This is a genomic window from Rasiella rasia (assembly GCF_011044175.1).
Taxonomy (GTDB): Bacteria; Bacteroidota; Bacteroidia; order Flavobacteriales; family Flavobacteriaceae; genus Marinirhabdus; species Marinirhabdus rasia.
Genome location: NZ_CP049057.1, coordinates 1,798,292 through 1,822,286, shown reverse-complemented (window position 1 = coordinate 1,822,286; position 23,995 = coordinate 1,798,292). Strand labels below are relative to the sequence as shown.

25 protein-coding genes are annotated in these 23,995 nt (G+C 38.2%); 21 read left to right on the top strand and 4 right to left on the bottom strand.

The window, feature by feature from the left end; translation table 11 throughout:
• The first annotated feature begins 5 nt into the window (after window positions 1-5).
• The 8 genes from glmS (at window position 6) to G5B37_RS08310 (ending at window position 7,580) form a co-directional block, all read left to right on the top strand.
• Window positions 6-1,853, top strand: a complete 1,848-nt coding sequence (gene glmS / locus G5B37_RS08345) for a glutamine--fructose-6-phosphate transaminase (isomerizing) (RefSeq protein WP_164679582.1) — start codon at window positions 6-8, stop codon at window positions 1,851-1,853.
• Window positions 1,854-1,907: 54 nt separating this feature from the next.
• Complete coding sequence (locus tag G5B37_RS08340) at window positions 1,908-2,621, top strand: sulfotransferase-like domain-containing protein (protein WP_164679581.1); 714 nt, start codon at window positions 1,908-1,910, stop codon at window positions 2,619-2,621.
• Between the two features lie 55 nt (window positions 2,622-2,676).
• Window positions 2,677-3,570: an aminotransferase class IV gene (locus G5B37_RS08335; protein ID WP_164679580.1), complete on the top strand. Its 894-nt coding sequence runs from the start codon at window positions 2,677-2,679 to the stop codon at window positions 3,568-3,570.
• Between the two features lie 331 nt (window positions 3,571-3,901).
• A complete protein-coding gene (gene atpD / locus G5B37_RS08330) occupies window positions 3,902-5,407 on the top strand; it encodes a F0F1 ATP synthase subunit beta (RefSeq protein WP_164679579.1) in 1,506 nt (501 codons plus the stop codon).
• A 67-nt stretch (window positions 5,408-5,474) separates the two neighbouring features.
• Window positions 5,475-5,750 carry a F0F1 ATP synthase subunit epsilon gene (locus G5B37_RS08325; RefSeq protein WP_164679578.1) on the top strand — a complete coding sequence of 92 codons (276 nt, stop codon included), beginning with the start codon at window positions 5,475-5,477 and terminating at the stop codon, window positions 5,748-5,750.
• A 91-nt stretch (window positions 5,751-5,841) separates the two neighbouring features.
• Window positions 5,842-6,303: a hypothetical protein gene (locus G5B37_RS08320; RefSeq protein WP_164679577.1), complete on the top strand. Its 462-nt coding sequence runs from the start codon at window positions 5,842-5,844 to the stop codon at window positions 6,301-6,303.
• 8 nt (window positions 6,304-6,311) lie between these two features.
• Complete coding sequence (locus G5B37_RS08315) at window positions 6,312-6,464, top strand: hypothetical protein (RefSeq protein ID WP_164679576.1); 153 nt, start codon at window positions 6,312-6,314, stop codon at window positions 6,462-6,464.
• Between the two features lie 87 nt (window positions 6,465-6,551).
• Complete coding sequence (locus tag G5B37_RS08310) at window positions 6,552-7,580, top strand: hypothetical protein (RefSeq protein ID WP_164679575.1); 1,029 nt, start codon at window positions 6,552-6,554, stop codon at window positions 7,578-7,580.
• A 4-nt stretch (window positions 7,581-7,584) separates the two neighbouring features.
• Here G5B37_RS08310 and G5B37_RS08305 read toward each other — a convergent pair whose 3' ends face one another.
• Window positions 7,585-8,151, bottom strand: a complete 567-nt coding sequence (locus G5B37_RS08305) for a GNAT family N-acetyltransferase (protein WP_263649772.1) — start codon at window positions 8,149-8,151, stop codon at window positions 7,585-7,587.
• 30 nt (window positions 8,152-8,181) lie between these two features.
• On the opposite strand from G5B37_RS08305, the gene G5B37_RS08300 reads away from it, so the two are divergent.
• The 8 genes from G5B37_RS08300 (at window position 8,182) to G5B37_RS08265 (ending at window position 16,417) form a co-directional block, all read left to right on the top strand.
• Window positions 8,182-9,324, top strand: coding sequence for an aminotransferase class I/II-fold pyridoxal phosphate-dependent enzyme (locus G5B37_RS08300; protein WP_164679574.1), 1,143 nt, complete (start codon window positions 8,182-8,184; stop codon window positions 9,322-9,324).
• A 9-nt stretch (window positions 9,325-9,333) separates the two neighbouring features.
• Window positions 9,334-9,960 carry a dethiobiotin synthase gene (gene bioD, locus G5B37_RS08295; protein WP_164679573.1) on the top strand — a complete coding sequence of 209 codons (627 nt, stop codon included), beginning with the start codon at window positions 9,334-9,336 and terminating at the stop codon, window positions 9,958-9,960.
• 23 nt (window positions 9,961-9,983) lie between these two features.
• The gene (locus G5B37_RS15280; protein ID WP_404814775.1) at window positions 9,984-10,163 is read left to right on the top strand and encodes a GIY-YIG nuclease family protein; all 180 of its coding nucleotides are present in this window, start codon (window positions 9,984-9,986) and stop codon (window positions 10,161-10,163) included.
• A 130-nt stretch (window positions 10,164-10,293) separates the two neighbouring features.
• Window positions 10,294-11,571 carry an adenosylmethionine--8-amino-7-oxononanoate transaminase gene (gene bioA, locus G5B37_RS08285; RefSeq protein ID WP_263649771.1) on the top strand — a complete coding sequence of 426 codons (1,278 nt, stop codon included), beginning with the start codon at window positions 10,294-10,296 and terminating at the stop codon, window positions 11,569-11,571.
• Between the two features lie 21 nt (window positions 11,572-11,592).
• Window positions 11,593-12,750 (top strand): beta-ketoacyl synthase N-terminal-like domain-containing protein, encoded by a 1,158-nt coding sequence (locus tag G5B37_RS08280; RefSeq protein WP_164679572.1) that lies wholly within the window; start codon window positions 11,593-11,595, stop codon window positions 12,748-12,750.
• A gap of 24 nt (window positions 12,751-12,774) precedes the next feature.
• On the top strand, window positions 12,775-13,866 hold the full coding sequence (gene bioB / locus G5B37_RS08275) for a biotin synthase BioB (RefSeq protein WP_164679571.1): 1,092 nt from the start codon (window positions 12,775-12,777) through the stop codon (window positions 13,864-13,866).
• A 54-nt stretch (window positions 13,867-13,920) separates the two neighbouring features.
• Window positions 13,921-14,784, top strand: coding sequence for a cupin-like domain-containing protein (locus tag G5B37_RS08270; RefSeq protein WP_164679570.1), 864 nt, complete (start codon window positions 13,921-13,923; stop codon window positions 14,782-14,784).
• 196 nt (window positions 14,785-14,980) lie between these two features.
• Window positions 14,981-16,417 (top strand): T9SS type A sorting domain-containing protein, encoded by a 1,437-nt coding sequence (locus G5B37_RS08265; RefSeq protein ID WP_164679569.1) that lies wholly within the window; start codon window positions 14,981-14,983, stop codon window positions 16,415-16,417.
• Window positions 16,418-16,421: 4 nt separating this feature from the next.
• On the opposite strand, the gene G5B37_RS08260 is transcribed toward G5B37_RS08265, so the two are convergent.
• The 3 genes from G5B37_RS08260 to G5B37_RS08250 form a co-directional block, all read right to left on the bottom strand.
• Window positions 16,422-16,913: a regulatory protein RecX gene (locus G5B37_RS08260; RefSeq protein WP_164679568.1), complete on the bottom strand. Its 492-nt coding sequence runs from the start codon at window positions 16,911-16,913 to the stop codon at window positions 16,422-16,424.
• Window positions 16,914-17,189: 276 nt separating this feature from the next.
• A complete protein-coding gene (locus tag G5B37_RS08255) occupies window positions 17,190-18,731 on the bottom strand; it encodes an Rne/Rng family ribonuclease (protein ID WP_164679567.1) in 1,542 nt (513 codons plus the stop codon).
• Between the two features lie 320 nt (window positions 18,732-19,051).
• Window positions 19,052-19,342 (bottom strand): HU family DNA-binding protein, encoded by a 291-nt coding sequence (locus tag G5B37_RS08250; protein ID WP_115122465.1) that lies wholly within the window; start codon window positions 19,340-19,342, stop codon window positions 19,052-19,054.
• A 126-nt stretch (window positions 19,343-19,468) separates the two neighbouring features.
• Here G5B37_RS08250 and mutY point away from each other — a divergent pair, with 126 nt between their 5' ends.
• From mutY to G5B37_RS08225, 5 genes are all read left to right on the top strand, one after another.
• Complete coding sequence (gene mutY, locus G5B37_RS08245) at window positions 19,469-20,530, top strand: A/G-specific adenine glycosylase (protein ID WP_164679566.1); 1,062 nt, start codon at window positions 19,469-19,471, stop codon at window positions 20,528-20,530.
• A gap of 118 nt (window positions 20,531-20,648) precedes the next feature.
• Window positions 20,649-21,104: a single-stranded DNA-binding protein gene (locus tag G5B37_RS08240; protein ID WP_164679565.1), complete on the top strand. Its 456-nt coding sequence runs from the start codon at window positions 20,649-20,651 to the stop codon at window positions 21,102-21,104.
• A gap of 20 nt (window positions 21,105-21,124) precedes the next feature.
• Window positions 21,125-22,441, top strand: coding sequence for a gliding motility-associated protein GldE (locus tag G5B37_RS08235; RefSeq protein ID WP_164679564.1), 1,317 nt, complete (start codon window positions 21,125-21,127; stop codon window positions 22,439-22,441).
• A gap of 1 nt (window position 22,442) precedes the next feature.
• A complete protein-coding gene (gldD, locus tag G5B37_RS08230) occupies window positions 22,443-22,997 on the top strand; it encodes a gliding motility lipoprotein GldD (protein WP_164679563.1) in 555 nt (184 codons plus the stop codon).
• Window positions 22,998-23,054: 57 nt separating this feature from the next.
• A complete protein-coding gene (locus G5B37_RS08225) occupies window positions 23,055-23,936 on the top strand; it encodes a DMT family transporter (protein WP_164679562.1) in 882 nt (293 codons plus the stop codon).
• The last annotated feature ends 59 nt before the right edge of the window (window positions 23,937-23,995 follow it).

Below are 23,995 nucleotides of genomic sequence, written 5' to 3'. Positions count from 1 at the left end.
TCTTTATGTGCGGCATTGTAGGCTATATAGGTAAGAGAGAAGCATACCCGATTATTATAAACGGATTGAAAAGATTAGAGTATCGCGGATACGACAGTGCTGGAATTGCGCTGTACGACGGTACTAAAATTCAATTAAGTAAAACCAAAGGAAAAGTAGCCGATCTAGAAGCTCGTGTGGCAGAAGAAATTGCCACAAACGGAAGTCTTGGTATTGGTCATACACGTTGGGCTACTCACGGGGTGCCTAACGATGTAAATTCTCATCCTCATTATAGCAATAGCGGTGACCTCGTTATTATTCACAACGGAATTATAGAAAACTACGCTTCTATTAAGAAGGAGCTTATAAATAGAGGATACAAATTTAATAGTGATACCGATACTGAAGTATTGGTTAACCTTATTGAAGAGATTAAAAAGAAAGAAGGTGTAAAGCTTGGTAAGGCGGTGCAAATTGCCCTTAACCAGGTTGTGGGTGCATATGCAATTGCCGTGTTCGATAAAAACAAACCAGACGAAATAGTAGTTGCTAAACTAGGAAGTCCGTTGGCAATAGGTATTGGTGAAGACGAATTTTTTGTGGCTAGTGATGCTACGCCATTTATTGAGTTTACCAATAATGCCATCTATTTAGAAGATGAAGAAATGGCGATTATTCGTCGTGGAAGAGATGTTAAGGTGCGTAAAATTAAAGGAGATAATCTTGTAGATCCTTACGTGCAGGAACTGAAGCTTAATATTGAACAAATTGAAAAAGGCGGTTACGATCACTTTATGCTGAAAGAGATCTATGAACAACCTTCGGTAATTAAAGACACCTATCGCGGACGTTTGTTGGCAGATAAAGGAATTGTAAAGCTTGGTGGTTTAGAAGATTATATCGAAAAGTTTACCAACGCAAACCGCATTATTATTGTAGCCTGCGGTACTTCGTGGCATGCAGGGTTGGTAGCAGAATATACTTTTGAAGACCTAGCAAGAATCCCGGTTGAAGTAGAATATGCTTCTGAATTTAGATACAGAAACCCAATTATTACTGAAAAAGATGTGGTTATTGCCATTTCTCAAAGTGGTGAGACAGCAGATACCTTAGCAGCTATTAAATTAGCAAAAGAAAAAGGTGCGTTTGTTTATGGCGTATGTAACGTAGTGGGTTCTACCATTTCAAGAGAAACGCATAGTGGCACTTATACGCACGCAGGACCAGAGATTGGTGTTGCTTCTACCAAAGCGTTTACTACACAAATTACAGTACTTACAATGATTGCCTTACGATTGGCGAAGGCCAAAGGAACCATTTCTCAGAGAGATTATATGGAGCACTTACAAGAGTTGGATGCTATTCCTGCCAAAGTAGAAGAAGCGCTTCAGGGTGATGATAAAATAAAAGAAATAGCAGCTAAGTATAAAGATGCCTCTAACTTTTTGTACTTAGGAAGAGGATACAACTTCCCAGTAGCTTTAGAAGGAGCGTTAAAACTCAAGGAGATTTCATATATCCATGCAGAAGGTTACCCTGCCGCAGAAATGAAGCACGGCCCTATTGCACTTATCGATGAGCAAATGCCTGTTGTGGTAATTGCAGTAAATAGTAATCACTACGAAAAGGTAGTGAGTAATATTGAAGAGATTAAAGCCAGAAAAGGTAAAATTATTGCCGTGGTAACTGAGGGTGATACACAGGTTAAAGAGCTGGCAGATTACATCATGGAAGTTCCAAAAACACCAGAGACTTTAAGTCCGTTGGTTACAACCATACCACTACAATTATTGTCGTATCATATTGCTGTTATGCTAGATAAAAATGTAGATCAGCCGCGTAATCTAGCAAAATCTGTTACAGTAGAGTAAGCTTTTATACTACTTGTTGGTGTCTTTCTAAGTAATAAATTCTATTTTTATTCTGTGAAAGTAATCAACCTCATTTCTGGTCCTAGAAATCTTTCTACGGCTATTATGTATAGTTTCGCACAACGGGAAGATGTTGCTGTCTTAGACGAGCCATTTTATGGTTTTTATTTGGCAAATGCAGCGGTTGCTGTCGCCCACCCTTCGGCAACAGAAATAGTCGAAAAAATGGAGCTAGACGAGGCGAATGTTATTAGGCTTATCCATAAAATTTCGGAAGTAAAAAATGTATTTATAAAAGGTATGGCGCATCATTACTTAAGTGCCGCGCCCGATTTTATTTTGAAATGGGACAATATTATTTTAATTCGGCATCCCGAGAAATTGTTGGCTTCTTTTTCTAAAGTTATTGAGAATCCTACCATAGATGATATTGGCATTAAAAAAGCTTCAGAACTATTTACCTATTTGAAATCTGCAGGAAAAACTCCCTTGGTGATTGATAGCGATGCCCTGCTTGTTCATCCCGAGGCATATCTAGAGAAAATTTGCATATCCTTGGAGATTCCTTTTACAGAGCGTATGCTTTCTTGGAAAAAGGGCGGAATACCAGAAGATGGTATATGGGCGAAGCACTGGTATAAAAATGTTCACAACTCTGAAGGTTTTTCTGTACAGAAAACAAGCAGCCAGCAAATGCCAGAACGATTGCAGCCTGTGCTTACGGAAGCTATGAAATATTATAATACTCTAAAACAGTATATACTTTAAACAGTTCATCTTAAAAACCGTACGAAGAGTTTCGTACCTTATAAAATCTAACCGTATGTTACAAAAGCAAAATCCAAAAAATAATTCGCTACAGGTATATGTGAAAGATGGTCTATATCCGCGTTCTGAAGCTAAAGTATCTGTTTTTGACAGTGTAGTTCAGGGAGGAGATGCTGTTTGGGAAGGGTTACGTGTATATCCTGAGGGTATTGTTTGTTTAGATAAGCATCTTACAAGACTTGAGGAAAGTGCTAAAACCTTGGCTTTTGTAGACATTCCTTCTAAAGATACAGTGAAGAAAGCTATTAAAATGACCTTAGATGCCAACGGCATGGACAACGATACACATATTAGGCTTACACTTACCCGTGGTGAGAAGATTACAAGCGGTATGGACCCAAGGCTAAATCAGGCGGGCTCTTGTCTTATTGTTTTAGCCGAGTGGAAGCCTTTGGTGTATGATAATACCAGCGGTATAAAAGTATTGAGTACAAGTCAGCGTAGAAACGCTCCGCAGTTTTTAGATAGTAAAATACACCATAACAACTTGCTTAACAATATAATTGCTAAAATTCAGGCAAATGTGGCAGGGAAAGATGCGGGTCTTATGTTAGATGAGCGTGGCTTTGTGGCAGAGCTTAACGGAAGTAATCTTTTTATGGTAAAAGACGGTATGGTTTTTACGCCTTTTGCCCATGCATGTTTGCCAGGTATTACTCGAGCAACTGTTATGGAGCTCTGCTCGAAAAATGACATTCGCATATCGGAAGCAGATATTACGCTTTCACAGCTGTATAATGCAGATGGGGTATTTGCTACAGGCACAATGGGAGAGTTAACACCAGTAGTAGAGATTGATGGAAGGGCAATAGCAAAAGAAAATGAGCTGCAGCAGCGAATCATAAACTTGTTTTCTAAGAACATTCGTACGTTTTGTGAGCCTTTGTAATAATTTATCGGGCAGGGATAGCAGTGGAAACCCCGCAGCTGCTGCAGGCAGGGAGGAGTTGTAGCGGATAGCCCGGTTGTGAGACCCCGAAAATATTTGTGAATAGCCGATGGCGTCGCGGAATTGAAAATTTTTAATGATGTTGGTGTTTTTGGGTTGGTCGAACAAGCCCGCCTATAGAAAATCAAGCGCAATAAATTGGCATTAAAATACCTGTCAAAAATTTAGTAAAAATCCATTGTAATATTAAGTAAGAAAAAACTATCTTTGCACCGTTGAAAAAAGGGGTGTTTTATACATCCGTATATAACTAAAACAGATACAGTTAACAATGGCACAAGTTACAGGAAAAGTTGCACAGATTATTGGCCCAGTAGTAGACGTTGAGTTTGCGAATGGAGCTGAACTTCCAAAAATTTACGACAGTCTAGCAGTAGACAACCACGGAAATAAATTAATTCTTGAAGTACAATCTCACGTTGGTGAAAACACGGTACGTACCATCTCTATGGATTCTACCGATGGTTTAAGTCGAGGTGTTGATGCTGTTGCAACAGGATCTCCTATACAAATGCCAATTGGCGACGCGGTATACGGTCGTCTTTTTAACGTAATTGGTGACGCGATTGATGGTATTGGTGATCTTCCAAAAGAGGGAGAGAATGGTTTACCTATTCACCGTGAGGCTCCAAAATTTGAAGATCTTTCTACGTCTACCGAAGTTTTGTTTACAGGTATTAAGGTAATCGACCTTATTGAGCCGTATGCAAAGGGTGGTAAAATTGGTCTATTTGGTGGTGCCGGTGTAGGTAAAACTGTATTGATTCAGGAATTAATTAACAACATTGCAAAAGGACACGGTGGTCTTTCTGTATTTGCAGGAGTAGGAGAACGTACACGTGAAGGAAATGACTTGTTGCGTGAGATGTTAGAATCTGGTATTATTAAGTACGGAGACGAATTCTTACACTCTATGGAAGACGGTGGTTGGGACCTTTCTAAGGTTGATAAGACTGCTATGAAAGAATCTAAAGCAACGTTTGTATTCGGACAAATGAACGAACCACCAGGAGCACGTGCGCGTGTTGCTTTGTCTGGTTTAACAATTGCAGAATATTTTCGTGATGGAGCAGGAGATGGTCAAGGAAAAGATGTACTTTTCTTCGTAGATAATATTTTCCGTTTTACACAAGCAGGTTCTGAGGTATCGGCTCTTTTAGGTCGTATGCCATCTGCGGTAGGATACCAACCAACATTAGCAACAGAAATGGGTGCCATGCAGGAGCGTATTACTTCTACTAAAAAAGGATCTATTACTTCTGTACAGGCGGTTTACGTACCTGCAGATGACCTTACCGATCCAGCACCAGCAACTACCTTTGCTCACTTAGATGCAACAACGGTACTATCTCGTAAAATTGCCGAGCTTGGTATTTATCCAGCGGTAGATCCGCTAGATTCTACATCACGTATCTTAACAGCAGATATCTTAGGTGCAGAGCACTACGATTGTGCACAACGTGTAAAAGAGTTGTTACAGCGCTACAAAGAATTACAAGACATTATTGCCATCTTAGGTATGGAAGAATTATCTGAAGAAGATAAAATGGCTGTAAACCGTGCACGTCGTGTACAGCGTTTCTTATCACAACCTTTCCACGTGGCAGAGCAGTTTACAGGTATTCCGGGAGTATTGGTAGATATTAAAGAAACAATTAAAGGATTTAATATGATTATGGACGGGGAGTTAGATCACCTTCCAGAAGCAGCTTTTAACTTGAAAGGTTCTATTGAAGAAGCTATCGAGGCAGGAGAGAAAATGCTTGCAGAATCATAAATTAATAAACAGTTATGCAACGGGTAGGTTTAATTAGCTGCCAATTGTAACTGCAAATAAAAATAATATGTACCTAGAAATAGTAACTCCAGAAGCTTCTTTGGTAAGCGGTGAAGTAGAAAGCGTAACAGTGCCAGGAATGGACGGTGAGTTTCAGATGTTGAACAACCACGCGGCTATTGTTTCATTATTGGTAGAAGGTGAGGTTCGATTTAAGGGAAATCCTACTATTGCTGAAGGATATGCTAACAAGTTTACCCAGAAAGATGGTAAATGGATCATGCAAATTAATGGCGGTACGTTAGAGTGCAGCGACAATAAGGTGATTGTATTGGCAGACTAACAGCTACTCGCAACTAACAATTTATAAAATCTCAAATTCCGTAAGGAGTTTGAGATTTTTTTATATTCGCTATTAGACTAATTTTAATTACTTGAAGTACTTCGGAAAAACACATTTTTTAAAATCTGTAGCAGCGGCAATTTTATTTACCTTAGGTTTTGTATGCCTTTATCACGCGGTTTTTACTCCACCTAGGCCCAATGTAGAAAATAACCCTGGAAACATTATTACGTGGCTCTTTTTTGCTTTCTGGTGTTTTGCCTTTGGATGGCAGTTTTTAAGGATAACCGATTACGAAATTGATCTACCTAACAAACGCTATAAAATCACGAAACGTGTTTGGTTTTTTGAAAGAAAGGGATGGAAATACTTTAACTTTCCTACTCATATCGATTTCAGAAAAGGAAAACACAAGTGTAGTGTTCGGATATATTTTAATAGAAAAAACTCCTGTTTTATTACAAAGTTTAATGATAGCCACGAGGCCTTAACCTTTGCTAGAAGCGCAAGTGAACATTTGGAAGTGCCATTAATTGAACCTAGTAAAAAATAATATCATTATTGGTAGAAGATGAGGTTCGATTTAAGGGAAATCCTACTATTGCTAAAGGATATGCTAACAAGTTTATCCAGAAAGACGGTAAATGGATCATGCAAATTAATGGCGGTACGTTAGAGTGCTGCGACAATAGGGTGATTGTATTGGCAGACTAACAGCTACTCGCAACTAACAATTTATAAAATCTCAAATTCCGTAAGGAGTTTGAGATTTTTGTATACTTGTACATGACAACTGAAAAAATGGATATAACGATAGTAAGAGGCAAGAAAGCGTGGTACGCATTGGTGTTTCCATTTATATGTTTTTGTATTGCCTTAGCCATTTTATGGAATGGCTATGAGACTATGATGTCTAATAAAAATATAGACCTTGTAGGTCTTGTACTAGGTTGGTCTTTTGGAGCGGGCATCTTTGTAGTGTTAGGCACGGTATTCGGTATGGTTCAAGATTATTATTTTGATTTTAACCGCAAGCGATATAAGATTGTAAAAAGAGTTGGCGTACTAGGCTTTGGAAAGTGGCACTCGTTTAAACAATTAGAATACGTATCTGTTTTCGAAAATCCTGATGGCGCTTTTGAGATTAATATTTGGTATAATTCAAACAAGCATTTTTTTGTAGATTCATTTGTGAAAAGTGCTTCCGCAATAAAATTTGCTTCAAAAGTTGCTAATAAACTCAATATTGAATTACATAATGCAATTAATAACGTGCATCAGCACTCAGGTGAGAACGATGTGGCTGCTTCTATTTCTAAAGAAGACAGAAAAATTGACGCTTATTTTTCGCATGGTAATAGACCGCTTTGGCAAACTATAATTGCGGCTTTGTGTTTTGCTTCAGCATTAGGACTTGTATACTCATTTGTCATGGGCTTAGATTTCGTACATAAACGCGGAAAATGGCCATTGCAGATTTTTGAGATAGTTGCTATTTTAATTAGTGCTGGGGTTAGGTTCTCTATCGTTAATGACTACCTTTTCGATTTACAGCATGACCAATTTAAAATAATTCATAACGTAGGACCCATTCGTTGGGGTAAATGGCGTGCCCTGAAAAGTGTAGATTACATATCGGTGTTTCAAAAAAATGAAGGGTACTTTTTAATTAATCTTTGGTATAATACAAATAAGCATATTACGCTAACTGCAAGTGATGATTATAGTAAAGGAATGGAAGTTGGTGCAAAAATTGCAAAACAGCTAAATATAGCATTATTAGATGCGAGTAACCCACGGGATTCACAATGGGTAGACATGACTAAATAGATAATTATAACAAATAAAGCAAAACCCATTGCTTGGTTCCAGAATTATAGCGCTTTAACTCCTTAAATCCTACAGAAAGATGAGCGTTTAGCGAACGCTGGTTTTTAGCGTCTACTTCGGTGATGATGGTTGAAAATGAGTCTGGCAAATGAGATTGCATGTTCTTGTACAATTTCCTGAAGATTCCTTGCTGGCGATATTCCTTCGCTATACAGATTTGCCCCATTACAATAAAGTTGTTGTGATGTAATAGTTTTCTGGCCGATTCAATGCTATTATAATATAGGTATATCTGTTCAAACATAGGTCGTAACACTTCAATATCATTCCCAAAATCTGGATGCATGCTAAGGGCGTACCCCACAACTTCAGTTCCGTCTTTTGCCAAGACGTGCGGGCATTTATCGTGCATCGCTTTCAAAAGATCAAAATCATGTTGTACGGTGACAAAGCCTTCGGTTTTTTGTTCTTCTTCTGTAAGCGACGCAAATAGATTGCGCTTTTGTAGGTCTAAGATTTGCTCTAGTTCATAGTCTGAAGACGAAAGATGATATGTTATGATAGGAAACATAATTTAAATAAAGATACTTAAATTTGACAAGTGGATTATCTACCCAAAAAACTCCAAAAGAAATTAGAAGAACGTACGGTTAATAAATCGATACGGTCCTTGGGTACCCCTAATGATTTGGTTGATTTTTCTTCTAATGATTATTTGGGTTTTAGTACTTCGGAAACTATCTTTAATCGTGCTTCGGAAATTTTAGAAGAACACAATCTAACTGTTAATGGTGCCACCGGATCAAGACTTTTATCTGGCAATCATAGTCTTTATACAGTAACCGAAAATTGCATTTCAACATTTCATAAAACAGACAGTGCGCTTATCTTTAATAGCGGGTATGATGCCAATGTTGGGTTTTTTAGTAGCGTCCCGCAGCGCGGGGATATTATTTTCTATGACGAATTGTGCCATGCGTCTATACGTGATGGTATAAAATTGAGCGACGCCAAAGCATATAAGTTTACTCACAATAATGTAGAAGGTCTAAAAGAAAAACACAACAGTACTCCGAAAGGAACTGAAGTGTATGTAGTCACCGAATCCATATTCTCTATGGATGGTGACCAAGCTGATTTAATTTCTCTTGTGCAATTCTGCGACGAAAACCAATGTCATTTGGTAGTAGATGAAGCACATGCACTTGGCGTATTTGGTGAAAAAGGAGAAGGGTTAGTACAACAGCTAGGCTTAGAAGACCAAATATTTGCGCGACTGGTAACCTTTGGTAAGGGATTAGGATCTCATGGGGCTGCCATATTAGGAAGTCAACAGCTCATATCTTATTTAATTAATTTTGCGCGAAGCTTTATTTATACCACCGCTTTGCCTCCGCATACTTTAGCAACTATATGGGCGGCCTATCAAGAACTTGCAAATTGTGATAAACACAGAAATAAATTATATAGTAATATTGCAATATTACAAAATATGATTATTGATACGAAGCTAGAAGAACATTTTATTTCTAGCCATTCCGCGATTCAAAGTTGCGTTGTTTCAGGGAACGAAAACGTAAAGAAAATTTCCCAAGCATTACAAAATGAAGGTTTTAATGTAAAACCCATTCTTTCACCAACGGTTCCAATAGGTAAAGAACGACTGCGTATTTGTGTACATAGTTTTAATACAGAACATGAAATATATGCACTTCTTCAAACCTTGAAAATACATTTAAGCTAAATTAATTGCATGAAGAACCACACCTATTTTATTACTGGAATCTCTACCGAAGTTGGTAAAACGGTAGTTTCGGCGATTGTCACTGAAGCTCTGAAAGCAGATTATTGGAAACCCATTCAAGCAGGTGAGTTAGACAATACCGACACACATAAAGTACAACGATTGGTATCTTGTGATAAGACTCAGTTTTATCCGTCAGCTTTTAATCTGAAAACCCCTATGAGTCCCCACGCGGCTGCCGAAATTGAAGAAGTGAAAATTTCAGCAAAAAAAATAAAGCGTCCGAGTACTCAAAATAAACTAGTTATTGAAGGTGCTGGAGGTCTTTTGGTTCCGTTGAACGCCACAGAGACTATTGCAGATTTGATTCACGAAACAGATAAAGTGATTGTTGTTTCTCGTCATTATTTAGGAAGCATTAACCATACTTTACTCACTATTGAGGCACTCAAAGCAAGAAAGCTAAATATCTTCGGAATTATTTTTAGTGGAGAAGAAAATGAAGCCACAGAACGAATTATCGAAAAAATGACCACAGTAAAAATCTTAGGACGAATAGACGAAGAGCCGTATTTTGATGAAAATGTAGTGAAAGAATATGCCGAAAAGTTGAATAAAAAATTAACGTCACCCTGAACTTGTTTCAGGGTCCCATTCTAATGAGAAAAAGTTACGTTTACATAATGACCAATGCCTATAGGAGTATATTCTACATTGTAGTTATGTCTAACTTACAAAAAAGAGTTGTCGACCATATTAATGGTGTGGGGTCAAAATTTACGAAGAAATATAACCTAGCGGACATAATCTGTTTTGAAGAATTTGCTTTAATTGAATAGGCTACTTCTCGTGAAAAACAATTATAAAATTGGCATAAAGAATGGAAATTGAATCTTATTAAAACCACAACCCCGACGCTTAAGACCTTAAAAATAGTCTAACTTAATGAGATGCTGAAACAAGTTCAGCATGACGTATAATATGAATCTTTCAGAAAGAGATAAAAAACACATTTGGCACCCGCTTACACAACACAAAACCGCGAAAGAACTTATTGCCATTGTAAAGGCTGAAGGAGCCTCAATTTGGGATGAAGATGGTAATGAGTACATAGACGGAATCGCTTCGTGGTATACGAGCATGTATGGTCATGGTCATCCAAAAATTAAAGCGGCAATCACAAAACAAATGAATACGCTCGATTTTGTAATGTTTAGCGGATTCACACACAAACCTGCGGTAGCGCTTTCAGAATCCTTAATTCGTATTTTACCTACTAACCAGCAAAAGATATTTTTTAATGATAATGGGTCCACAGCAGTAGAAGCTGCCATTAAAATGGCGTTACAATATCACAGCAACGCTGGCGAGAAACGCGATACCCTAATTGCGTTCGAAGACGGTTTTCATGGTGATACCTTTGGCGCTATGAGTGCTTCTGGGCTCGCTTCTTACAACGCACCCTTTGAAGATTTCTTGCTAAACGTAATACGAATTCCTACACCACAAAAACATAATCTAGCAGAAGTACTTGAAAAGTTAGAAATTGCGATTGCCGAAAACTCTTGTGCAGCTTTTATATTTGAACCTCTGGTGCAAGGCGCGGCTGGCATGAAATTTCACTCAGCTAAAGGTTTAGATGCGTTAATTACCAGATGCCAAACAGCCGATATTTTATGCATTGCAGATGAAATTATGACAGGTTTTGGTAAAACAGGAAAAAACTTTGCAAGTGACTACCTTACCCAAAACCCCGATATAATGTGCTTGGGGAAAGCGCTCACAGCAGGGATGTTTCCGCTAAGTATTACAAGTTGTAGTCAAGCTGTTTTTAATAGATTTCTTAATGACGAAATACACAAAGGTTTTTTTCACGCTCACACTTTTAGTGCGCACCCGTTAGGCTGTGCGGCTGCTCTCGAAGGATTGGCCCTCCTAAACGCTTCTGAAATCTTAACGCAACGAAACAGTATTGCAAAGTCGCATGAAGTTTTTGTAGAAAAAATTAGCAATCATCTCAAGGTGAAAGCCGCGCGTTGCATAGGAGTGGTTTTGGCAATCGACCTAGAAGTTGAAATGGAGCGTTATGGTAAATTGCGCGATACACTGTATCAGCACTTTATCTCTCAAGGTATTGTTTTAAGGCCTTTGGGGAATACAATTTACGTGCTACCACCCTATATTATTTCGGCAAAACAACTTCAGAAAATCTACGATAGTATTGAAGAGGCTTTGTTATTAATGTAAATTTGTCGAAACTTCTTTGCGTTGAAAAACCCTATTTCTATTTCGGCTATTGCCTCTGTTTCTGCTCTTGGCGCTGCTAGCCAAAATATCTGGCAGCAATACCTCAAAGGAAGCGCGCTATTTGTAGATAGCGACGGTAGCAAAGTGTCTCAAATTACTACTGAAATTGAAAATGAAATAGAAATACTTCGGCAGCATGAAGTTCGCTACAAAAGACTTGATAGGTCTGTTTTACTTGCGCTTTTGGCCGCTAGGAAGGCTGTTTCTAGTTCCTCAGAGTTAGGTAATAAGCGCGTTGGAATAAACATTGGCTCCTCTAGGGGTGCTACCAGCCTTTTTGAAAAATTTCATCAAGATTTTCAGAAGAACGGGAAAGTGTCACCTTTTACATCGCCTACAACGACCTTGGGGAATATATCTTCTTGGGTGGGACAGGACTTAGGTGTTTCTGGTGTGCAGATAGAACATTCTGTAACGTGTTCTACAGCAATGCACGCTATACTCAACGGAATTGCTTGGCTAAAATCTGACATGGCAGATGCGTTTTTAGTGGGAGGAAGTGAAGCAGCATTAACGCCATTTACCGTAGCCCAAATGAAGGCATTAAAGCTGTACACAACTTCAAAAAATGATCTGGCTTGTGAAAGCATGCGATTTCAGAAAAAAAAGAATACAATGGTGCTAGGCGAAGGGGCCGCCGTGGCACTTTTAGAAAAGGGAGTTTCAGAAAAAACACAAGTGGTTATTACGGGTTACGGATTTGCTTCGGAAATTTTAGAGCACCCCAGCGCAATTTCTGAACAAGCAGATTGTTTCCAAAATTCGATGCAGCAGGCACTTGAAAATGCCGAGCTATCTACGGTAGATGCAATTGTTATGCACGCGCCAGGGACGGTAAAAGGTGATTTGGCAGAGAAGAAGGCAATCGATTTGGTTTTTGGAAAGCAACTACCATTACTAACATCTAACAAATGGCTGGTGGGGCATACATTTGCCACCTCTGGGATGTTAAGTGTAGAGATGGCTATGTTAATGCTTCAGCATAATAAATTGGTTGAAAACCCTTTTTACGGAAATTCTAGACATCTGCCGCCTCAGTTAAAAACCATACTAATAAATGCTGTTGGTTTTGGAGGAAATGCTGTTAGTATTATTCTTCAAAAACCAGAATTGAACTAAACAAAAAATACTATTTTTGAATACATGAGTGAGATCAAACACAACTGGACAAAACAAGAGATTTTAGACATATATAACAAACCAATGATGGAGTTGCTCTACGAGGCAGCGTCTGTACATCGCAAGTTTCACAATCCGAATCAGGTTCAAGTTTCAACATTGCTTTCTATTAAAACAGGAGGGTGTCCAGAAGATTGTGGCTACTGTCCGCAAGCTGCTAGATATCACACAGATATAGAGGGAAATGATTTAATGAAGGTCTCTCATGTAAAAGCCCAAGCATTACGTGCAAAGGCAAGTGGAAGCTCACGAGTATGCATGGGCGCAGCCTGGAGAAATGTAAAGGATGGTGAAGAATTTGATCAGGTTTTAGAGATGGTGCGTACCATTAACAAGCTTGATATGGAAGTGTGCTGTACGTTAGGGATGATTACCGAAAATCAGGCACAGCGTTTAGCCGAAGCAGGTTTATATGCATACAACCACAATTTAGATACTTCTGAAGATTATTATAAAGATGTTATTTCAACAAGGGCCTATAAAGACAGACTTGATACTATTGGAAACGTTCGAAAAACCAATGTAACTGTTTGTAGTGGCGGAATTATTGGTATGGGCGAAGCGGTTGAAGATCGCGCGGGTATGCTAGTGGCTTTGGCAAGTTTGAGTCCGCAACCAGAAAGTGTGCCTATTAATGCTTTAGTTGCTGTAGAAGGGACGCCAATGGAAGAAATTGAGCCTATCTCAATTTGGGAAATGATTAGAATGGTTGCAACTACTAGAATTATCATGCCTCAAACTCAAGTTAGATTGTCGGCTGGAAGAACCGATATGAGTCGTGAAGGACAAGCCATGTGCTTTTTTGCTGGAGCTAATTCTATTTTTGCTGGAGATAAACTATTAACTACACCCAATCCTGATGTAAACGAGGATATGGAGATGTTTAATCTACTAGGTTTAGAGCCAATGAAGCCTTTCGTAAAAAAAGCACAACCAGAAACTGTGGAGGCGGCAGATTCTACTTTACAACCGCTGGGAGAAAAGCCAAAGTGGAGTCGTCCTGGGCATACTATTGAGCGTAATGAAGAAGCGAAGCAAAAAGCTTCCGTAAAGTAAACGCGTTGTTAAGAAATCATTTCGTCTAAGTTTCGTAATTTCGTCTATTCCATTATGCAGTTAAAAGAAATAGACCGAGTATCTTCCATCACAAAAGAAGACTTTAAGAAGCACTACTTAAAGCCTCAGAAACCTGTGATTATTGAACATTTTGTAGACGATTGGCCTGCAGTTCAAAAGTGGAATTTGACGTATATGGCCGAGGTTGCAGGAGATATTACTGTGCCACTCTACGATGATCGCCCCGTTAGGCATGACGAAGGATTTAATCAGGCGCATGCTAAAATGAAAATGCGCGATTATATTGCTCTTCTTAAAAAAGAACCAACGCGCTATCGAATTTTTCTGTGGAATATCTTAAAAGAAGTTCCAGCATTACAAAAAGATTATGAGTACCCCGATTTTGGCATTAAACTTATGAAAGGATTGCCTATGCTCTTCTTTGGTGGGGAAGACAGCTATACTTTTATGCATTACGATATCGATTTGGCCAATATTTTCCATTTTCACTTCCATGGAAAGAAGGAAGTGATTTTATTTGACCAAAGTCAGAATGACTATCTCTATAAAATACCACATTCGTTAATTGTTCGAGAAGACATCGATTTTAACCATCCAGATTATGACAAATGGCCGGCATTAAAAAAGGCAAACGGGTTTAGAGGAAATTTAAATCATGGCGAAGTCTTGTATATGCCTGAAGGGTATTGGCACTATATGCGCTATATCACTCCAGGGTTTTCTATGAGCTTACGAGCCATTGCGCGAAACCCAAAAAATTTGGGGAAAGCCATTTACAACATTGCAATTATGCGTCATTACGACAATTTAATGCGTCGTTTGCAAGGCCAAAAATGGATTGATAAGAAGAATGAAAAGGCAATAACGAAGACACATGAAAAATTGGGAGTTACGTAGTTTTTACTAATCACTGAATTTACCTTTTTCTGAAGTCAAATAGTTTGCCCAATCATGGTGCAACAGATACGCTACAGTTTTCTATCGAAAAATCCTTTGTAACAAAACTCCATTTATTTTAAATCCCGTTAAATACCCTCCAAAGGGTATTTTTTTTGCTCGTTGCTCCATTTAGATTTGCCCTAAAATAATAAACATGAAAAATATAATTAGAGTACTGATATTTTTATTGAGTGGAATAACTGCAGGGTATGGACAACTGCAGCAATATGGTCAGACATTAATAGGAGATAATGAAGGAGATCGATTTGGGAGTGATATAGAACTAAGTGCAGATGGAAAGACGTTGGTACTTGGCGTTGCAAATAGTCCAGATTTTGGAGTAGGGAGTGATCCACAATTTAATGCCGGGAAAATTCAGGTGTATCAATTTCTGAACGATATGTGGGAACAACTTGGAAGTGATATTGATGGCGGTGACACGGCAAATCTTTTTGGAATTGAAGTAGCAATAAGTAAAAATGGTCAGGTAATTGCTGGAGCTGGTGGCGCTGAACAACCTTTTAATTCTACAAGAGTTTTCGAATTGGTAAATGACGAATGGGTTCAGAAAGGTACTTCAATACAAAACAATGACCCAATAGATAGTGTGTTTAATTTAAGCCTTAATGAAGATGGGTCTATTTTGGCCATAGGTTCATCGGGAAGAAATGCAGGAGATGAATTGGGTGCTGTTACATTGTATAGGTTTGAAAATAATGACTGGCAGGTATTAGGTACCTCTATCTATGGAGACGAAGATGAAGATGCATTTGGTTTAGAAGTAGCTTTATCAAATGATGGGCTCACCTTTGTAACCGGGGCATTAGGGAATGATGCGAACGGAGTTGATGCGGGTTTAGCTAGGGTATATGCCTTTAACGGATCGTCCTGGGTTCAGGTAGGGGGAGATATAGTAGGAAACAATACTAATGACAGATTGGGATCTCATGTATCAATAAATAGTGTGGGAGATAGAATTTCTGTTGTTGCCGCATTTTCAGGAGCAACCAATAGAATTGATATATACCAAAATAATGGCGGCAATTGGCAACAAGTTGGTAATTCAATTTTTAAACCAGCAGCCGCCAACTTGCGTACCTCTGCACTTAATGGAGCAGGTGATATTGTGCTTATTGGTCTGCCGTCTGAACCCTTTTTGAGAACGTTACAATTTGATGGTACTGAGTGGTTGCAAATTAGTGAAACGTTCACTGGGTTGGTTGGAATACAAGACATAGCTATAGATGATTCGGGCGGTATTGTGGTAGGTTCATCCCCATCTGGACCATCAGGTGGTTTGGTTGAGGCATTTGCCGACCCTACGTTGGGGATTGCAGAAGTACAAGACAATTCAATGAATATTATTTTACATCCAAATCCTTCTTCGGGGATTGTTACCTTAGAAAGTTTAGATAGCCCTATGTTATCCTATACTATTTTTAACACCAATGGTCAAATAGTGAAATCTAACAGTATCCTAAAGAAAGAGCATAGTGAAACTTTAGATTTGAGTGGTATGGCTAAAGGTTTGTATTTTGCACAAATTGTCACTAATTCACAAATAATTCAGGTTAAGTTTATCCTTGAGTGATATGTTACAATGGTTTGTCATTACAAGTGTTATGAACTTTTTCCCACACCAAATTAGACTCCCAGCCCCGATATAAAAGATAGTCGGCTAGTTTTTTCTTTTTTTTCTGAATATTTGTTTCGAATTCTAGTTGTCTAAGACGTTTTTCGGCAAGTTCATGAAAGGTTTTTAGGTAGGCTTCTTCGGAAATTTCCTTTAATGCTAAAGTGATATTGTATTTTGAAATTTCTCTAAACTTCAATTCGCGAACAATGCGTTGTTTGCCCCACTTTTTGGTTTTAAACTTACCACGCGCAAAGGCCTGTGCGAAGCGTGTTTCGTTTAAAAAATTGTGTTGTAGTAGATGGTGAATAATAAGGTCTATAGCCTCTGGAATCATACGCATATCTCGAAGTTTCTTCTGAACTTCTTTATGGCAGCGTTCTTGATACGCGCAATAGCGTTCTAAATGTCGTTTTGCTTCTTCTACGGTGTAGGTTTTTTGAGTTGGGTGCATCGTTTTATAAAATTAGTCATTTCGTCGATAGGAGAAATCACATTTTTTGCCAAATCATGATAGCTTAGTGTTGTAAGAAAATAATTTGTGATTTTGTAGCTGTACCCGTCAAAGGGGTTCGTCGGGCAAGGTGCTTATTAATTAGCTAGTTAGGTTCTTATTATAGATGCGTTAGGGATAGAGCTAAGGTACCGTGTACCAGCGAAAGCCCGACCCTGAGACACGAGGGGTAACGCCATAAAAAAACCCCTTCCGAAAACGAAAGGGGTTTTAAAACTATTTAATCTCTTCTCCATTTTTATCGTAAAAATGGTATTCAAGATACGTGTAAGCATCTCTTGGTTGGATTTTTATCCACTTTTTGTGCTCCATGAACCATTTGGTTCGCACAGATGGAAAGCCTTTTATTAAGAAGGCCGCTATAAAAGGATGCGTGTTTAAGGTAATCTTTTTATAGTCTTTTTTGAGAAGCCTTTTCAGGTCCTCGTTAATTTTATTCACAACATTAATGGGTGCTTCAATCTCGCCCGATTCGCTCCCAGGAGCTTCTTCACGTGTTTTAATGTTCATTTCTGGACGAACACGTTGGCGGGTGATTTGTATTAACCCAAATTTACTAGGTGGTAGAATTTTGTGTTTTGCTCTATCTTCCTTCATTTCATCTCGAAGGTGGTTGTAGAGTTTTTTTCTATTTTCGGCTTTCGCCATGTCAATAAAATCAATCACAATAATTCCGCCCATATCCCGTAATCGTAACTGCCTAGCTACCTCGGTAGCTGCAATTAGGTTTACTTCTAGCGCTGTTCCTTCTTGGCTTGTACTTTTATTACTACGGTTACCACTGTTTACGTCTATAACGTGCATGGCTTCTGTATGTTCAATAACCAAATAGGTTCCTTTGCTGCTGGATACTGTTTTTCCGAAAGAGGTTTTAATTTGTCGCTCAATACCAAACTTTTCGTACATCGGTACTTTTGAGTCGTATAATTTTACAATGCCTTCTTTATCGGGTGCAATTTCTTGCACGTAATCTTTAATTTGTAAATAGAGGGTTTCGTCATCAATATAAATATTGGTAAAGTTGTCGTTAAAGACATCTCTAATAATAGAGGCTCCTCTATCTAATTCACTTAGCACCTTACTTGGGTGGTGCGCCCCTTGTAGCTTTTTGCACATCGCTGTCCAGCGATCCACGAGATTTTGTAAATCTTTATCCAGTTCTGCTACTTTTTTGCCCTCTGCTACGGTACGTATAATAACTCCAAATCCTTTAGGGCGTATGCTCATAATTAAGCGTTTTAGCCTTTCTTTTTCTTCTCGTGATTCTATTTTTGAGGAAACAGAAATACGGTCTGAAAACGGAACCAATACAATATAGCGGCCTGCTATGGAAAGCTCGCTGCTAATTCGTGGTCCTTTGGTGGATATGGGTTCTTTTACAATTTGTACCAGAGTAGATTGATTGTTTTTAAGGGCATTATTAATACCCCCGTTTTTATCAATCTCTTTTTCAAATGGGAAATCCTTTAAAGTATAATCTTTAAATTTACCTGTGCTTACACGTTTTACGAATTTCAGTAAAGAGAGCACTTTAGGACCGAGGTCGTGATAGTGCAAGAAGCCGTCTTTTTCGTAGCCTACATTAACGAAGGCTGCGTTAAGACCGGGAACAGTTTTCCGAATCTTGGCGATAAACACGTCGCCAACAGAAAATTTGTTGTTGTCTTCTTCTTTGTGTAATTCGAGTAGTTTTCCATCTTTTAAAAGGGCAAAATCAACGACTTGTGAACTGGATCTAATAAATAATTCGTAGTTCACGATTTTTGATTTTAGTCCGCCTATGGCGGATGGATTAAACAATAATTTATCACAGGATTTAGCGCCCCAAAATTATGGGGCTACCCGTCGAAACTTAACTACCGTACATAAAGCAGTAGTTGCATTTCATTTTCAAAGAACGGTTTGTTTGTTTTTTTCTTAAACGAAAAAAGTAGTCTAAAAAAACTACTTTTTCTTGTGGCGATTAGCGCGTCTTCTTTTCTTACGCTTGTGCGTCGCTACCTTATGTCTTTTTCTTTTTTTACCACTTGGCATATGCTTGTGTTGTTTAGAAGTCTCCCCAAAGGAGAGACAGGTTATTATTTTACTTCAACATTCGTTTTAACACCTTCTACAAAAACCTTAGCAGGCTTAAATGCAGGAATGTTGTGTGCAGGTATTTTAATGGTAGTATTCTTAGAAATATTTCTACCTGTTTTTTCAGCTCTTGTTTTGATAATGAAACTTCCAAAACCACGTAAGTATACGTTGTCTCCTCCTTCAAGAGAATTTTTTACTTCACTCATGAAACTTTCTACAGTAGCTTGAACATCTCCTTTTTCCATTCCTAGCTTTTCTGAAATTTTTGCTACTAAATCTGCTTTCGTCATTGTAATATAAATTTTAAATTGGGTCTTTAGGTTTATTTTTCAAGGTGGCAAATATAAACAATTTAATTTGTAATACTAACCTCTTAATCTATTAAAATATAAATAGATAACGACTACTTTTGCCTAATGCCAGAAATTAACTTCCCTTTTTCTAACAAACTAATAACGTGGTATTTACAAAACAAGCGTGAATTACCTTGGCGTCAAACCAAGGACCCTTACCGTATCTGGCTTTCTGAAATAATACTGCAACAAACGCGGGTTGCACAAGGGTTGCCATATTACGAAACCTTTGTGGCAACGTACCCTAACGTTTATGAGCTTGCTAAAGCACCAGAAGAAGATGTGTTAAAACTTTGGCAAGGGTTGGGGTATTACTCTAGGGCTCGAAATTTACGTTTTACGGCAAACTTTGTGGCAAATGAGTTAAACGGCGTTTTTCCAAACACCTACGAGTCTTTAAAAAAACTAAAGGGAGTAGGTGATTATACTGCCAGTGCCATAGCGTCTATCTGTTACCAAGAGCCTGCCGCAGTGGTTGATGGTAATGTGTACAGAGTACTTTCTCGAGTTTTTGGCGTCGCTACTCCTATAAATAGTACAGCAGGAATAAAAGAATTTAAGCTGTTAGCACAAACACTATTAGATGAAAAGCAACCTGGTGTTTTTAACCAAGCTATCATGGAGTTTGGAGCCCGCTATTGTGTGCCTCAAAATCCGGCATGTGAAGGGTGTATTTTTTCTGAAAATTGTATGGCATTTACAAGTAGAACGGTTTCAGAATTACCCGTAAAACTAAAAAAATTAAAGGTTAAAAAACGATACTTTAATTATATAGTGCTTCTGTCTATAGATCATAAAACAAGACTCAATCAACGATTAGGGAAGGGAATATGGCAAAATTTATATGAATTTCCATTAGTTGAAACAACCAACGAAGTTTCAGAAGGTGACTTAAAGCGGGAACCGGCATATCGTAATCTTTCCGAAGAAATAAAGATTAATTCAATTGTAAAATATAACGATACCCCCATTGTACACAAATTGTCCCATCAGCATCTAATCACCACATTTTGGATTGTAGAAACCGAAACGCTTCATGGTACTGGGATTGCGATTTCAGAAATAGAAAAATTTCCAGTTCCTGTATTGATTGCAAACTTTTTAAACATGTTTACTTTTCAATAGTGAGGGGTTAGGTATGTTTTTGTAGTATCATAACTTTGCATAAAACAGGCTACTATAAAATCTTAAAATTGGTTATATTTAGAATTCATAATATACCTTTGTACTTTAATTATTTTTTATGAGCGGAACATTGAACAAGGTCATGCTAATTGGCCATACTGGAGACGAAGTTAAAATGCATTATTTTGATGGGGGTGGAAGCATTGGTAGATTTCCGCTTGCTACCAACGAAACATATACCAATAGAACTACTGGTGAAAAGGTTTCAAATACCGAATGGCACAATATTGTAGTTCGTAATAAAGGTGCAGAAATTTGTGAAAAGTATCTGAAAAAAGGAGATAAAGTCTATATCGAAGGACGTTTAAAGACCCGTAAATGGCAAGACGAGCAAGGAAAAGATCGCTATAGTACAGAAATTCAGTGTACAGACTTTACTTTTTTAAGTCCTAAAACTGAAGGTGGTGCCATGCCTCAGAATGCAACAACGGCTCAGTCTTCTGGGCAAGTTCCGGCGCAACAGCAACACGTGCAGCAGCCCGATACAACAGAAGATGACGATTTGCCGTTTTAAGTTTAACTAAATCTGCTACATTGGACCCAGAACCCCCGAGTTTATTAATATCTCTTATAACAACTGCCGAAATTTCCAGTTTGGTTATCTTACTGGTTTTACTTCTATGTTCTGCTTTAATATCGGGTGCCGAGGTTGCTTTGTTTTCCCTTACCCCAACAGATTTTGAAGCCAATGAAGATAAAAATCCGTCTAAGAAGCTTGGGATTATTCAGAAACTACTTGCACGTCCTAAAAAGTTATTAGCTACCATACTCGTTGCAAATAACCTGATTAATATTGCCATTGTACTCTTATTTGCCTCCTTAAGCGAGACGTTCTTCGGAAAAATTACTCAGGTGTATTATGGTATAAACATTCGCTTTTTGTTAGAGGTTGGTGTGGTAACCTTCCTCATTTTGTTATTTGGCGAAATACTACCTAAAATTTATGCCAGCCGAAATAAACTTTCGTTTGCTCTTATGATGGCCTACCCGTTAAGTGTGCTCGACAAATTATTTTCTCCAATTAGTTTGCCCATGCGAGCAGCTACCTTGCTGATAGAAAATAAATTTGGCAAACAAAAATCGAACCTCAGTGTAGACCAGCTTTCACAAGCATTAGAGCTTACCGATGCGCGTGACACCACTAAAGAAGAGCAAAAAATCCTCCAGGGGATTGTAACCTTCGGGAATACCGATACCAAGCAGGTAATGAAACCGCGAATGGATATTTTTGCTCTCAACCAAGATGCCGCGTACAGAGACATCATGCCAGAAATTATTAGTCATGGATATTCGCGTATCCCTGTATACAAAGAAAATATAGATACTATTACAGGTATCTTGTACGTAAAAGATCTGATGCCGTATATTGAACGTAAGACGTTAGATTGGCCTAGTTTGGTGCGAGAAGCGTACTTTGTTCCTGAAAACAAAAAGTTAGACGATTTGCTTAATGAGTTTAAGGAGATGAAGATGCACCTGGCAATTGTAGTTGATGAATATGGAGGTACAAGCGGACTTATCTCGTTAGAAGATATTATTGAAGAGATTGTGGGTGAAATTAGTGATGAATTTGACGATGAAGACCTTATTTTTTCTAAGCTAGACGATAATACCTTTGTTTTTGAGGGTAAGACGCCTATGAAAGATTTCTACAAAGTGATAAAGTTGGAAGATCCTGAGCTGTTTGAAGATGCCAAAGGCGATTCTGAAACCCTCGCTGGTTTTCTCCTTGAAATATCTAAAGGATTTCCGAAGCAGAACGAGGTACTAAAGTTTCATAAGTATGCGTTTACCATAGAAGCTTTTGATAATAAACGCATCAAACAAATAAAACTTTCAATCACTCCCTAATATGAGAATTGTTTTTACGCTACTTTGTGTATTGTTATTCGCTTCCTGTGAAGATGATGTGGTGGTAAAACCATCGGCTATGTTGCGTTTGGAATATCCTGCCCCGCACTATAAAATGGCAGACACCGACTGTTTTTATACATTTCAGCAGAATACACTAGCTAGACTTAAATCAAAAAATACCTGCGCTATCAATTTAGAGTATTCACTTATGAATGCAACGCTGTATCTCACCTATCAGCCAGTGAAAGGGGCTAACCTAGATTCTTTGTTGTATGATGCGCAAAAACTCACCTATGAGCACAATGTGAAGGCGCAAGCTATTTTTGAGCAACCTAGAATAGATTCTATTAATAAGGTATATGGCATGTTTTACGCAATAGATGGCAATGCTGCAACTCAATCTCAGTTTTATGTAACCGATAGCGTGCATCATTTTGTAACAGGATCATTGTATTTTAATGCAAAACCTAATTACGATTCAATCTACCCTGCGGTTATGTATTTGCGCAATGATATCCGGCATATTATGGAGACCATTACTTGGAATAAATAATTGCGCTTTCTGAAATCCTAACGCAAAAATTTTGTCACCTTTGCATTTTCTTATGCAATGGGTGAGAACAACACAAAATGGCTTTATTTAGGTATTCTCTCGGTAATTTGGGGAAGTTCTTTTATACTCATCAAAAAAGGGTTGGTTGGATTAACAGACTATCAACTGGGCTCTTTACGTATTGTGCTAACATCTATTTTTCTCTTTTCAGTAGGATTTAAGAGTATAACACAAATTAAAAAGCGTCACTGGAAATGGGTGGCCATTTCTGGTTTTATTTCATCGTTTTTTCCGCCGTTCTTATTTGCCATGGCACAAAATGAAATTGATAGTGCTGTAGCTTCTATGCTGAATAGTATTGTACCCATTATGACCTTGTTGGTTGGGGTGCTTCTCTTTGGGATTGGTTCTTCAAAATATCAAATCGCAGGTGTTGTAATTGGCTTAGCAGGAACCTTTATGCTGATTTTTGCGGGTGCCGAATTTAACCCAAACCAAAATTATTGGTATAGTCTATTTATTGTGGCTGCAACGGTTGGTTATGCGTTTAATGTAAATATTATAAAAAAACATCTAAACGATATTAGTGCCCTTGCGGTTACTACTGGGAATTTTGTGATTATCTTTTTGCCAGCCTTGATAATGTTATATTTTACTGGCTTTTTTGAAACGATTTTTTCTTCTTCGGAAATGCAATTGTCATTTGTATATGTGGCTATTTTATCCCTATTTGGAACAGCCTTGGCAAAAGTCATATTTAATAAATTAGTTCAAATCGCTAGTCCAGTATTTGCTTCTTCAGTTACCTATACAATGCCTATAGTTGCCGTTCTTTGGGGGCTAATAGACGGCGAAGTCTTTAATGTTTGGCAGGCGGTGGCTGCAATGGTGATACTTTTTGGAGTGTATTTAGGAAATAGAAAACGTGCAAACCGCTAAGATTGAGTTAAATAAGTAGGTAGGGTTGAGATTTTTTCCGAAATTTATAGAACACTAAA

What these genes read in the sequence shown, in the direction of transcription:
- glmS (WP_164679582.1), top strand. Translation starts at nt 6, where the DNA reads ATGTGCGGCATTGTAGGCTATATAGGTAAGAGAGAAGCATACCCGATT.
- G5B37_RS08335 (WP_164679580.1), top strand. Translation starts at nt 2,677, where the DNA reads ATGTTACAAAAGCAAAATCCAAAAAATAATTCGCTACAGGTATATGTG.
- atpD (WP_164679579.1), top strand. Translation starts at nt 3,902, where the DNA reads ATGGCACAAGTTACAGGAAAAGTTGCACAGATTATTGGCCCAGTAGTA.
- G5B37_RS08325 (WP_164679578.1), top strand. Translation starts at nt 5,475, where the DNA reads ATGTACCTAGAAATAGTAACTCCAGAAGCTTCTTTGGTAAGCGGTGAA.
- G5B37_RS08310 (WP_164679575.1), top strand. Translation starts at nt 6,552, where the DNA reads ATGGATATAACGATAGTAAGAGGCAAGAAAGCGTGGTACGCATTGGTG.
- G5B37_RS08305 (WP_263649772.1), bottom strand. Translation starts at nt 8,151, where the DNA reads ATGTTTCCTATCATAACATATCATCTTTCGTCTTCAGACTATGAACTA.
- bioD (WP_164679573.1), top strand. Translation starts at nt 9,334, where the DNA reads ATGAAGAACCACACCTATTTTATTACTGGAATCTCTACCGAAGTTGGT.
- G5B37_RS15280 (WP_404814775.1), top strand. Translation starts at nt 9,984, where the DNA reads ATGAGAAAAAGTTACGTTTACATAATGACCAATGCCTATAGGAGTATA.
- bioA (WP_263649771.1), top strand. Translation starts at nt 10,294, where the DNA reads ATGACGTATAATATGAATCTTTCAGAAAGAGATAAAAAACACATTTGG.
- bioB (WP_164679571.1), top strand. Translation starts at nt 12,775, where the DNA reads ATGAGTGAGATCAAACACAACTGGACAAAACAAGAGATTTTAGACATA.
- G5B37_RS08270 (WP_164679570.1), top strand. Translation starts at nt 13,921, where the DNA reads ATGCAGTTAAAAGAAATAGACCGAGTATCTTCCATCACAAAAGAAGAC.
- G5B37_RS08265 (WP_164679569.1), top strand. Translation starts at nt 14,981, where the DNA reads ATGAAAAATATAATTAGAGTACTGATATTTTTATTGAGTGGAATAACT.
- G5B37_RS08260 (WP_164679568.1), bottom strand. Translation starts at nt 16,913, where the DNA reads ATGCACCCAACTCAAAAAACCTACACCGTAGAAGAAGCAAAACGACAT.
- G5B37_RS08250 (WP_115122465.1), bottom strand. Translation starts at nt 19,342, where the DNA reads ATGACGAAAGCAGATTTAGTAGCAAAAATTTCAGAAAAGCTAGGAATG.
- mutY (WP_164679566.1), top strand. Translation starts at nt 19,469, where the DNA reads ATGCCAGAAATTAACTTCCCTTTTTCTAACAAACTAATAACGTGGTAT.
- G5B37_RS08240 (WP_164679565.1), top strand. Translation starts at nt 20,649, where the DNA reads ATGAGCGGAACATTGAACAAGGTCATGCTAATTGGCCATACTGGAGAC.
- gldD (WP_164679563.1), top strand. Translation starts at nt 22,443, where the DNA reads ATGAGAATTGTTTTTACGCTACTTTGTGTATTGTTATTCGCTTCCTGT.
- G5B37_RS08225 (WP_164679562.1), top strand. Translation starts at nt 23,055, where the DNA reads ATGGGTGAGAACAACACAAAATGGCTTTATTTAGGTATTCTCTCGGTA.